Consider the following 13,321-nt stretch of genomic DNA (forward strand, 5'->3'; position numbering starts at 1 on the left):
GGATGATATATTTATCGAGGAGGTGGCTTTTATGAAAAAAATAGTCTCGATATTTATAGGTTGTATGGTTGTTGTAACTACTATTTGTGGATGCAGTAGTGGTGAGGTGACTAAAAACACAGCATCCATTAATAGTGTTAAAAATTTAGATTTTAGTTTTGAGGTGAAACCTGAAACATTTGAGGTATCAGTTGAATCTGATGGTTCAAAAGAAAAGATATCTGAACCATCAAAAGAAAGGAAAGTATCAAATTTTAAAAAGACGAAGACAGAAGCATCATGGACATATCCTGATGAAAATATAGACATAAATATAAAAAAAGAGGACAGCTATTTAGATGTAAATATTAAATCTAATTCAGAAAAAGAAACGAGCTTCAATTGGCCTAAAGTTGAAGGTGAAAGCTATGTACTACCACTTTATGAAGGGAAGTTTATACCAAGTAATGATAAGGATTGGAAGGAGTACCTAAATAAGTCAACTTATAGTGTTATAGAATCTTTTTCAATGCAATTCTTCGCAGTAAACAAGGAAAAATATTCTGTACTTTACATTATTGAAAATGAATTTAATAATATAATTGAATTTAGTTCTAAAGATAAGATTAATTTTACATTTAAACATGAATATCCAAGTATCAATAAAAATAAAGAGTATGGGTTTAAGATATATTTGACTAATAAGAATATTACAGATGTAGCAAAAACTTATAAAAAATATATAGTTGATAAAGGAGAGTTTAAAACATTAGAAGAAAAATCTAAGGAAAATAAAAATATTAAAAAACTTTATGGAGCGCCACAGATTTATTTTGGAGATAAATCTATAATCACAATAAATGACATTAAATGGAATAAATTAAAAGAAAACTTATCAGATAATTTGACTAATTGGATAAAAGAGCTTTTAAGTATGAAGTCTGGCGATAGTGAATTTTTAAAAGTAATAAATCAAATAAAAACTCAAGATTATATAGATAAATATCAAAAGAATCAAATAGTACAAGCATTTAATGAAGTTATGCAGATGAATACTTTTTATAATGAAAAAGTTTTTGAAAGCAAGGATAAAGAGATAAAAAAAGTATTGGATAAAGATGTATCTAAATTAAGTAGGGTAGAGCTTATAGAGTTTAACAAGAAGTTATTAAAATCAAAATTAGGATATGCTGTGAATGATGTTGCTACATGGGCAAAATATAATACTGTTGATGTGATTAATGATATAAATAAATCTGGTATTAAAAATGCTTGGATAGGATTTGATGATATGGAGGAAGGTTATATCTCTCTAGAAATGGTTAAAAGAGCTAATGATTTAGGTTATCTTGTAGGACCATATGATTCATACCATTCTATACACAAGCCAGGAGAAGAAAAATGGAGTACAGCATCATTTAAAGATAAGTCACTATATGAAAATGCTACTATAGAAAATAAAAAAGGTGAAAAAGAAACTGGATTTCAAGGAGAAGGAAGAAAGCTAAATCCTACATTATCTTTACCAAGTGTAAAAGATAGAGTACAAAGTATATTGGATGAAGGATATGAATTTAATTCTTGGTTTATAGACTGTGATGCTACAGGAGAAATATATGATGATTATTCTCCAAATCATATAACAACACAGTCACAAGATTTAAAGGCTAGACTTGAAAGAATGTCATATATAAGAGATAATGCTAATATGGTTATAGGTTCAGAAGGAGGAAATGACTTTTCAAGTAGTACTATAGCATTTGCACATGGGCTTGAGACACCAGCATTTGCTTGGGTAGATAAAGATATGAGTAAGAACAAAGAAAGTGAATATTATGTTGGTAGATACTATTCTCCAACAGGAGGAGTACCAGAAGTCTTTTCAAAACAGATACCTGTAAAAGAAAAATATAAAAAAATATTTATAGACCCAACTTATTCTTTACCCTTATTTAGATTAGTTTATAATGATTCTGTTGTATCTTCTCATCAATGGCTATGGGGAACTCTCAAAATTAAGGGAGAAGTTGGAAGTAGAATGATGAAAGAAGTACTATATAATACACCACCTATGTATTATATAGATAGAACTGAATGGGAAAAACATAAAGGAGAAATAATTTCTCACGATAAAGTATGGTCAGAGTTTAATAAAAAGGCTATTAAAAGAGAAATGACAGATTTTAAGTTTATTTCTGATGATAGACTAGTTCAAATGACTAAATATGGAGATGATTTAAAAGTAGTGGCTAATTTCTCTGAAAAAGATGTTAAGTATAAAAATGAAATTGTAAAATCAAATTCTTTGGTAATATATGATAATAATAAGAAAGTTATTTATAAACCAGAACAATAGATTTAATTAAAATAAATTATATTAAACTCACATATAAAATAAAATGATATTTAATTAGACTATACAAAATAGTGACTGTATTAATTTTAATAATTAAGATAGTCACTATTTTTATATTATTTTTAATATTGAAAACCTTGCCCAAGTAATATTAAATATCTGAATTATTTCAATATATACCATACCCATTGCACCTTTCAATAAATATAAATTTTATTTTAGACAATATATTGACTTTTTAAATTGAAGATAGTATTCTTGAATAAGATACTATATTGTCTATTTAAAGTGATATTATTTTATGAAAGAATCAAATTTGAAAGGTTTAATAAACACTAAAAACAAAGACTGATTCATGGAGAAAGGAAAATATTAAAGAAGATAAATACAGTCATTAAAGTCCAAGATTTGGTAAAAGTATTTGATAATCAAGAGGTTATCAAACATTGTAACAACTATGATTCACACATATATTCCTTTTATTACTGTCTGGATAGTAGCAGTATTAGCTAGTCTTTCGTATTTATGGCTTATCTCAAAAGTTGAAGACATAGAAGTATAATTGTATATTTAATAAAGATAGTTCTAATGAATAAAGCAACAAATAATAATGTGTCATACTTTATTTATCTGTTGCTTTTTATAAAACAATTAAATGTTTTTTAATTCTTTTATATTTTATGCTTTTGATTCATTCTTATACAGATACTTAGCAATGATTGAAATTGATAGCATAATTATGAACATACATACTATAGGTATATAAACTTTAGAACTGAAAACTTCAAATAATTTTCCATGCATAATTTGACCAACTGGAGCAACACACTGTGATACAGCTGTAATAGTAGCCATTACTTTCCCCAATAATTCATTAGGTGTTTGTTTTTGAACAATAGTTAAAACGAATATAGTAATAATTGTCATAGACATGGCTATAGGTATAACACAAATAAATAGTAATATAAAAGATGGATAATATCCTAGTCTAAGCATTGAAGGTGAAATAGAAATAGCCATTGGTATCATCAAAATACTAATTAGCATTAACCAGCGATATAGTGTATTCATTTTCATTTTTTTAGCAAACAGACCTATTGAAAGTGCACCTAAAACACTACTAAATTCAATAATTCCTATCCCTATGCCATACATATTATTACTACTATGCATTGTTATACGTAAAATGTATTGTATTCCTACAAGTAAGAATGGAGTTAAAAATAAATTTAAAGAAGCTGCTAGAATCATAGCTTTATTAATATAAGGTTGCTTTATAACATAAGAGAAGCCTTTTTTCATGTCACTAACTATGGTCATTATTATGTCTCCATTAAATTCTCTTTTGTTAAAAGGTATATAAATAAACATTTCCATTACTGCTGATAAAAAAAAAGCAATACAACTTATAATAAGAAGCATTTTAATTCCAATAAGACCATATAAAATACCTCCAAGTACAGGAGCAAACATACTTGAGAGTGCACCTATTCCATTTACAACTCCATTGGCTTGTTCTAAATCTTTTTCATTTACTATTAAAGGTATACTTGCCTGTACAGTAGGTTGATACATACAACTAATAATAGATAGGCTTATCATAACAATACCAATTAATACAATAGAATTATTTAGAGTAGAAAAAAGACAGATAAAAGTGAGAATAATTATAGAACTCATAAAATCAAATATAACCATTAGATTTCTACGATTGAATATGTCAGCTATTGCACCGCCAATTGGAGACAATAGAAGGGGGATATTTGAGATTGCATATAAAGTTGCAAAAATATCTGCACGCCCTGTTATGTCTAAAATATAAGTAGAAAGACCAAATCTTAATAATGATGAACCCAGTATAGATATAATTTGACCAAATATCATAAGGTTAAAGTTTTTGTTAAAAGAATTATTTATTTTATCTAAATTTTGCATTTATAGAACACCTCTCTTTTTTTATGACTGACCGTCAGTCTATAAAAATTATAATCAATTATATAAAAAAAGTCAATGGGTATATAAAATGAAAAATGCCAAGATAGATTTTTACTGTCAAATAGAAATTAATGCATGTCAAAAATTATGATGTCTTAAAATGAGCAGCAACTAGATAGTGAATAATTAAAAATGGTAATTTGAAGTAGTTTTTATGAATAGTATTAATATATAGATATAGGGAGATTGATGTGATTATGTATGAAAATAATAAGGTAATCTATAATTTTGAAAGATGTGAAAGACTAGAAAATACTTTTTATTTATCTCAGTTTAATACATATAAAAATTTTAAATTAGCTTCTAAAAAATATGTAATAAATTCATTAGATGCATCTGTTTGCAATATGAATGTTCATAATATAAGTCTTATTGATACTATGCAATGTGCATCATTAGAAGATGAGCAAATGACAGGAAAGAAGTTGATTTTAGTTGGCGATATAGATACTGATGTAATACTAGATTATGTAGGTAATAAGAGAAATAAAAATTCTAACAAAAAAAATATACTTAAATTGAAAATACCATTTAGCACATTTATACAAATGCCTAGAAAGACAGAAAATAAAGATAAAATTAATTTAAAGTATTTTATACAAGACATGACAACGTCTATTTTAGATTATAATAATTTATTTATTAGTGTGACTGCAATTATAAGTTATGAAAATAATTCTAAAAGAGAGTAATCTTTAAATTATAGAAAGGTGGATGCAATGAGAATAGCGAAAACTACTTTTAATGATGTCTTTTCAAATGATGTAAGTGGAAGTATTTTAAAAGTAGAAAAATATGTTGATAAAAAATGTGCATCTGTATTTGATATTTTGACCTATACTGTTATTGTTACAAATATGAGTAGGTATAAAACTGGAAATATATTTTTCAAAGACTATATTTCTAAATATATAGAGTTTATAAATAATACTGTAAAAGTTAATGGTATTATAAAGTGTGGATTAGACCCAAAACAAGGTTTTTACATAGGAAGAATAGATGCAAGTTGCAAAAAAATAATATCTTTTAAAAGTGTGGTTTTGCCAAATTCGTCATATAGAGTTATAAAGAATAATGCCAATATATACTATTACTATAAGTATGATTTAGAAAAATTTCCAACAAGAATATCAGTAGAAAGCAATAAAGTCTATACGAGTATAAATAAAACTGTTTTTAAGCAGTTAAATATAAGTAATACTTTAAAGGCACCTAAAAATTTAAAGGAAATATTAAAAGTAAATATAAATAGTAAAGTATTTGATGTTAAAATTATGAAAAACTCTATAAATAAAGGCAAAGATACGAAACTATGTGATTTAATAGTTTTTGGAAGTATAGAGTTTGAAATGGACTATAGTTATAAAAATCGGAGTAGATTTAAAATGGTAAAAAAATCTAATAATATTCAAGAAGATGATTATTATAACAATGATGTACAAAATAATAATGAAAATATAAGTGATTATAGAAAACAAATAAGTTTTAGTGACAATAAAATCAAAAAGATAATGAAAACTTTTGGATTTTCTTGTTTAATTTGTTCACCAGTTGGAATTGTTTATGAAGATATGAAAGAGATAAATATAAAAATTGAACATACATCAATAAATGAATTGAATCCAGATGAATTATTTATAAATACATCACTATTATTGTATTATTAATTATTCAAACCTAAAATTTGAATTTGTTGCATTAGTCTTTGATTAAAGGAAGAAAGATATTATCATATGTCTTATAGATGCAAATGATTAATAGAAATTGTTAGTTTTAAATAATGATAAGTATTATGTGTAATATAATATTTCAAATGTATAGATTTACGATAAAATAAGACAAATATGTTGAAAAAATGATAATCACAGAGAACTTTTGCCTTCTCCAATTAATATATTATTATTAGTAATAACTTTAAAATTATATTACTATTATATAAAAATTGGCTTAAAAGAGGGTGAAAAAAGTAAATGAAAATATGCATAACAGTAGGTCATAGTATACTAAAAGGTGGTAAAAGTACAGGTGTAAATGGTATAGTTGATGAATATAATTATAACAAAAAATTAGCTCCTATATTAGCTGAGATGCTTATAAGTCAAGGTAATACAGTAGATGTAATAATTTGCCCAGAAAGACATTTTATGTCAGAGAGAGAAGAGTTTTTCTATAGAGTTCCAAAGGTAAATAGTGGTAAATACGATTTGTTAGTAGAGCTACATTTAAATAAAGGTGACGGAACAAAATCTGGTACAGAAGTGCTTTATTATGGTAATGAAGGTTTAGAATATGCTAAAAGAGTATCTAATAGACTTGGAGAATTATTTGAAAATAGAGGAGCTAAAAAAAGAGAAAATTTATATATATTGAGAAATACAAATCCAGTTGCAATACAGATTGAAAGTTTTTTCTGTGATAATGTGGATGATTGTAACAAAGCAGATGAAGCAGGTTATGATTATATAGCACGATTGATTACAGAAGGTATATTGAATAAAGATATAAATATGTGAGATTACGGTGATTTAGGTGTTGATTAATACCTTTTAATCTTAGATACAAACTAAAATACAATATATTAGTATAATTTAAACTTACAAAAGATATATTAGTTTAGTTATCAACAAGAAATACCCCTTGAAAATATTGATTTATCAGTATTTTCAAGGGGTATTTAAATGTAAAAATTTAATTGATTTGGTGTTAAACTATAGCTTTGTATAATATCTATTTTTATCTTCAATCTAATAAATAATATAAAAATATCACAACTTTGTATTATAATAATATAATGTAGAAAAATATAAGAAACAAGATAAATATAACAAGGTGGGAATATATGAAATATACATTTGAAAGTTTTAAATTAAATGAAAAGATACTTAAGTCATTAAAGAGTTTAGAATATAATATACCTTCTAGAGTACAAGTAGAAGTTATTCCAAAATTGTTGGATGGTCAAAACATAGCAGTGAAGTCAAATACAGGAAGTGGAAAAACAGCAAGTTTTGCAATACCTATATGTGAGAATATAGATGTAGAGTGCAATAATATTCAAGCTCTTATAGTAGTTCCAACAAGAGAATTAGCTTTGCAAGTAAAAGATGAGGTATCAAATATAGGAAGGCTAAAAAAGGTGAGATGTAGTGCTATATTTGGCAAACAATCTATAAAAGAACAAATAGCTGAGTTAAAGCAAAGGGTTCATATTGTTGTAGCTACTCCAGGTAGAATAATTGACCATATAAATAAAGGTACTGTTAAGTTGGAAAACATAAAATATTTAGTAATAGATGAGGCTGATAAAATGTTTAATAAAGGATTTGTTGAACAAATGGAAAATATATTAACAAATCTACCTAAAGAGAAGATAGTAGGTCTTTTCTCAGCTACAATAGGTGAAGAGATAAAATATGTATATGAAAAATATATGCCAGATTACAGTGTTATAAATATAAAGGAAAATGAAAGTAATACCAATCAAAGAACAAGACAAATAGATGACAAAATAATCAAGGCAAATGAAAGAGAGAAGTATATCATTTTAAAAGAATTAATATACAGCGAAAATCCAAAGAGTGTAATAATATTTTGTAATACTAAAGAAAAAGTATCTAAATTATATAATAAAATGAGTAAAGAAGGTTTTTTGATAAGAGAGTTACATGCAGATTTATCGCAAGAAAGAAGAATTTTTGTGATTAAGGATTTTAAAAATCAAAAGTTTAATGTATTAGTTAGTAGTGATGTAGCATCGAGAGGAATACATATTGATGATATTTCTTTAGTAATAAATTATGATGTGCCACAAGACAAAGAAAACTATATACATAGAATAGGTAGAACTGGAAGAAAAGGAAATAGTGGAAAGGCCATTACTATAGTAACTGAAAAGGATGAAAAATATATAGAGAGTATAGAAATGTATATAGGATATAAAATAAATGAATTAAAAGATATAGAACAAAGTAGAATTACGCAGGGCAAAGTTTTATTTGAAGAACATTCAAAAGCAATCCTAAAAAAAGTATCAAAGAGAAAAAAAGCTGATAAAAATTCTTACAAAAGTAAAGAGATAAAACCAAATACAGAAAGTGAAGTTGTTAAATTATATTTAAATGCTGGTAAAAAGAAGAAAATAAGAGTCTTAGATGTAGTTGGAGCATTTAGTAATATAAAAGGTATCACTAATGATGATATAGGTGTAATTGAAGTTCAAGATTTATGTTCATATGTAGATATATTAAATTATAAGGGAGATTTGATATTAAAAAAATATAAGGAGATACCTATAAAGAAAAAGATGGCTAAGGTGAAAAGAGATATACGATAATTTAATTATTGCTATTAACTAAGTATAATCAAGTGAATTAGTTTTATATCTTTATAAAAATGAGAAAGAACTTATTATTTGTTTAGATAAAATAAAATTAATAGGAAAAAGAATTTAATTAAGAGGTGTTATATGAAATATTTCGGAAACGGACTAAGCGAAGTACACAAAGAATTCATTTGAATGATTGTTGTAAATGGAAGGAACATTTTCACACAAAAAAGAAATTTTATAGAAGTTAAATTGGAATAAATTAAATAAACAACAAATAAAATAAAGGGATTATTGATTTTATCTATATTTTGAATTATACTATCCTTAATAATGATAATAGTTATTTTAAATATAAGTAATAAATATATATTATAGAAATATTAAAGGGGAAAATATATGGCATATTTTAACTATAATAACAAACAGTGCTACTATAATGAAATTGGAGATGGTACACCATTACTTTTTTTACATGGGAATACAGCCTCTTCTAAGATGTTTAACGATATAATCGATTTTTATAAAGATGAATATAAAGTAATATTAATTGATTTTGTAGGTCATGGAAAATCTCAAATGGTTGATAAGTTTTCTGCTGACTTATGGTTTGATGAGGCTATGCAAGTGATATGTTTTTTAGAAAAAATGAATTATAAAAAAGTAAACATAATTGGTAGTAGTGGAGGAGCTCTTGTTGCACTAAATGTTGCACTTGAAAGACCTGATTTAGTGAATAAGGTAATTGCAGATAGTTTTGAAGGAGAAGTTCCTCTAGAGTCATTTGTGCAAAATGTGAAAATAGAGCGTGAAGCATCGAAACAAGATGATGGTGCAAAAGCTTTTTATATTTATAATCAAGGAGAAAACTGGGAAAAAGTTGTGGATAATGATACAGAAGCTATTCTTGAACACTATAAAACTATAAGAAAATTTTTTCATAAACCACTAGAGACTATTCAATCAGAGGTACTTTTAACTGGTAGTAGAAAAGATGAATTTGTAACTTATGACTTTTATGAAAATTTGTTTTTAAGGCTTATTGAAAAAATTAAAAATGGTAAAATGCACTTGTTTGATGAAGGTGGTCATCCTGCAATTTTATCAAATGGACTAAATTTTTCAAATGTAGCAAAAAAATTTTTAAAAGAATAGTTAGTGTATTTATTATGTATTGATAATATCTATTTTAGTGAATATAATATCAAATTCTATTTACATAAGCTTTAGAGCTCCACTACATAAGTTTTAGAATAAATTTATGTAGTGGAACTTTAAGATTAAATAATTTAATTAAATAAATCCATTATCTCATCATCAGATAGACTTCTTAATACACCTTCATTAGAAAGTTCTCCATTTATAAATTGGTTTATAAGTTCTTTTTTACTTTCTTGTAACTTTATTATTTTTTCTTCTATAGTGCCTTTAGCAATTAGTTTTATAACTTGTACTGAATTTTTTTGTCCAAATCTATGAGCTCTATCACTAGCTTGATTTTCTACTGATGGATTCCACCATGGGTCAAAGTGAATTACCATGTCAGCAGTTGTAAGGTTTAATCCAGTTCCACCTGCTTTTAAAGATATTAAAAAAACTTTTTTATCCATACTATTATTAAACTCATCTACAAGTTCAAGTCTCTCTTTAGCATTAGTTTTACCATCTATATAATGGTATTTAATTTTATACCTATCAAGTTCTTTACTTATGCTCTTAAGTACAGAAGTAAATTGTGAAAACAACAATATTTTGTGGTTTTCGTTTATACTATCCCTAAGTATTTCTAAACATGTTTCAATTTTTGAACTTTTTTTATTGTAATCTTTTACTACTATGCTTGGTTCTAAACAAAGTTGTCTTAATTTGGTTAAATAAGAAAAGATAACTATTTTATCTTTATTTAGATTTTTATCTTTTATTTTATCTTGTATATCTTTTGCATATACACTATATATCTTTTTCTGGTCTTTATTCAATTCAACAAAAAAGTTTTTCTCAATCTTATCTGGAAGCTCTTTCATAACTTGTTTTTTACTTCTTCTAAGAATAAAAGGTTTTATTAGTTTTTTCAAATTTTTAACATTATTTTCTTTATTTATGAACAATTCCTGAAACTTTGCTTTACTATATAAATAACCAGGCATTACAAAATCAAATATAGACCATAATTCTAGCAGATTATTTTCCATAGGTGTACCAGTAAGTGCAAATTTGTTTTCTGCATTTATACTTTTTACAGATTCAGTTACTAAAGCTACTGGATTTTTGATATTTTGAGCTTCATCTATTATACAATAATCAAACTTTACTTCACTATATTTTTCTAAATCATTTCTAAGAGTACCATATGTTGTAAGTATTACATCAAAATTTTCTAATTCCATAAAACATTTTTCTCTATCTCTTTTGCTTCCATGTATCAATAAAACTTTTATATCTGGGGCAAATTTTTCAAATTCATTTTTCCAATTATAAATGAGTGATGTTGGTGTCACAATTAGACTTTTTTTATTGGCTAATGATAATAAAAATGTAATAGTCTGTATTGTTTTACCAAGCCCCATTTCATCAGCTAATATACCACCAAATTTATAATAATCTAAAACTTTAAACCAATTAAAACCATTTATTTGATAGTCACGAAGGTTTGCTTTTAAATTTTGAGGAATTTCTAAATTTATGTTATCAAAATTTCTAAATTTTTCGCATATGCTGTGTAGTTCTTTTTTGCCATTTATAAATTTTAAATTTTTACTTTGTATCATGTCATTTATATATAGGGCTTTATTATTATGAATCTTATTATTTTTTGATTTATCAATTATATCTAGATTTTCAACTAATTCAAAAAAATCTTTTGTCTCCCTTTCTGATAAATCTATAAAGTTTCCATCTTTAAGTTTATAAAAAGTACGTTTTTCTTGAAAAGCTTTTAAAATAGCTTTGTACTCTTTTGGATTTATATCAGATATATTAAAGTTAAATTCTAGATAATTTTGATTAGTCTGATTGATTGAAGCTTGAATTGATGAAGAATTATATATCTTTTTCAATTTAAACTTTTCAGAATAATATATATCTCCAAATTCTTTTAAAGATTCTAATTGTAAATCTAAGAATGTAAATAGGTCATAGTCTGTTCCTTTAAACACATAATTATTATTTTCTTTTATAAATTGTGAAGAAGTCAGTTTATTTTCAATTTTAGTTTCTTTTTGTGTGTCGGGAAGTACAAATTTTTTGCCTTCATCATTATATATATACTTTACATCACAACATATATTGCCATCAATTATATCAAAATAGAACTCAGCTTTAAAATCTTTTGTTATATTATTTTTTATGCTATCATCCAAATAAACTTCTTGAGCTATTGATTTTAATCTAGGAACTAACAATCCTAAAACATCTTTAGAATCTTCTTTATCAAATTTCAACTCTTTAGATTTTGATAACACTTGATAGACTTTTGAATAATCATGAGCTTTTTTATGTGATAACAAGTAGATATTACCGTTATATAAAAGTACATCATTTTTTCTAGTAAGTGGAACAGGCAGTGAATCTTGAGAAGATAAGACTATTTTATCTTCTATATTTTTAAAATTAAACTTTATTGGTAAATTATCATTCAATATTTTTGGATGATATTCTTCTTTAGAAAAAATAAGAGTAAAATCTTTGTATTTAATAGCATTTAAAAATTGTTTTAAAGAACTTGCATTTATTTCCATAAATTTTTTTGAGTATGATGAAGAAAAGTTGTATGAAAGATTTGTACCATATTCTTCTATGATATCTACTAACTGCTCATCTTCATCAGCAAAATAGTGAATGTTGGGGTTGTAAATAAATTTCTTCCCAAAATCTAACTCATATCCATTAATTTTTGAATATGCAAATTCAGTAATGTTTTTTAAAATGTACATTTTATCAATTCCGATTTTAAATTCAGCAATTGCTTTATTTGAATCGACGTTTATCAATACATCTAAATTAACTCTTTCCCTTTTAGTGTTATCTAGAAAAGAAAGTAGTTGTTTACTTAAGTCTAAGCTGGATTTAGAATTAGTATTAGAAATTTTATCACTACCTAATATTTCTACTAGAATAGGAGGGACATCTTTTTTATTTTTTATTTGTTTTAAGCTTTTTATCACAATAGCAACTATATGTTTACATATGAAAATACTTTTATTTGTACTATTTGATTGACAATCAGCACAACTACAATCACTTTCAATTATCCTAAAATGTATTATATCTATAGTTATTGAATTAAAATAAAAGCTATAATTATCTTCAGAATTGACTCCACCACGAAATGTTAATAGGTTATTTTGTAGGTCATCAATATCTATGTCTATATAATCAACCAGTTGGTTGGTGTAGTATTTTACACCTCTTGACCATCTTGATGGTTCTGTATTTCTTCTTATTAATTTATATATCATATCTATTTTCATATTATTCACCTTACCTCACTGTATATATTATAATCTAAATACATTCAATTTACACTCTAAATTTAAGACTAAAATTAAGGTAGATATGAATAGTTTTTATCTATTGCAAGATATATGTAAATAACAATTTACTATTAGATTTTTGTTGAATTATCTTATAAACTATGAGTGAAAAATAATTATACAAATAGATTATTA

Annotated in this window: 8 protein-coding genes; 6 read left to right on the forward strand and 2 right to left on the reverse strand. The window is 25.2% G+C overall.

Annotated elements, in window-relative coordinates; translation table 11 throughout:
• Positions 1-31 precede the first annotated feature (31 nt).
• Positions 32-2,335, forward strand: coding sequence for a glycoside hydrolase (locus KGF42_RS01165; protein WP_227825571.1), 2,304 nt, complete (start codon positions 32-34; stop codon positions 2,333-2,335).
• Between the two features lie 678 nt (positions 2,336-3,013).
• Here KGF42_RS01165 and KGF42_RS01170 read toward each other — a convergent pair.
• Positions 3,014-4,270 carry an MFS transporter gene (locus KGF42_RS01170; RefSeq protein WP_227825572.1) on the reverse strand — a complete coding sequence of 419 codons (1,257 nt, stop codon included), beginning with the start codon at positions 4,268-4,270 and terminating at the stop codon, positions 3,014-3,016.
• 257 nt (positions 4,271-4,527) lie between these two features.
• Here KGF42_RS01170 and KGF42_RS01175 point away from each other — a divergent pair, with 257 nt between their 5' ends.
• The 5 genes from KGF42_RS01175 to KGF42_RS01195 all read left to right on the forward strand — a co-directional run bounded on the left by KGF42_RS01175 (position 4,528) and on the right by KGF42_RS01195 (position 9,809).
• Positions 4,528-5,022: a hypothetical protein gene (locus KGF42_RS01175; RefSeq protein ID WP_227821361.1), complete on the forward strand. Its 495-nt coding sequence runs from the start codon at positions 4,528-4,530 to the stop codon at positions 5,020-5,022.
• A 27-nt stretch (positions 5,023-5,049) separates the two neighbouring features.
• Positions 5,050-5,997 carry a DUF11 domain-containing protein gene (locus KGF42_RS01180; protein ID WP_054274145.1) on the forward strand — a complete coding sequence of 316 codons (948 nt, stop codon included), beginning with the start codon at positions 5,050-5,052 and terminating at the stop codon, positions 5,995-5,997.
• A gap of 303 nt (positions 5,998-6,300) precedes the next feature.
• The gene (locus tag KGF42_RS01185) at positions 6,301-6,843 is read left to right on the forward strand and encodes an N-acetylmuramoyl-L-alanine amidase (protein ID WP_107595858.1); all 543 of its coding nucleotides are present in this window, start codon (positions 6,301-6,303) and stop codon (positions 6,841-6,843) included.
• A 326-nt stretch (positions 6,844-7,169) separates the two neighbouring features.
• Positions 7,170-8,663 (forward strand): DEAD/DEAH box helicase, encoded by a 1,494-nt coding sequence (locus tag KGF42_RS01190; protein WP_227825573.1) that lies wholly within the window; start codon positions 7,170-7,172, stop codon positions 8,661-8,663.
• A gap of 390 nt (positions 8,664-9,053) precedes the next feature.
• Complete coding sequence (locus tag KGF42_RS01195) at positions 9,054-9,809, forward strand: alpha/beta fold hydrolase (protein ID WP_227825574.1); 756 nt, start codon at positions 9,054-9,056, stop codon at positions 9,807-9,809.
• Between the two features lie 134 nt (positions 9,810-9,943).
• Here the strand turns inward: KGF42_RS01195 and KGF42_RS01200 are convergent, their stop codons facing one another.
• The gene (locus tag KGF42_RS01200; RefSeq protein WP_227821357.1) at positions 9,944-13,123 is read right to left on the reverse strand and encodes an SNF2 helicase associated domain-containing protein; all 3,180 of its coding nucleotides are present in this window, start codon (positions 13,121-13,123) and stop codon (positions 9,944-9,946) included.
• Positions 13,124-13,321: the final 198 nt, after the last annotated feature.

This window comes from Clostridioides sp. ZZV15-6383 (assembly GCF_020657735.1).
Taxonomy (GTDB): Bacteria; Bacillota; Clostridia; order Peptostreptococcales; family Peptostreptococcaceae; genus Clostridioides; species Clostridioides difficile_D.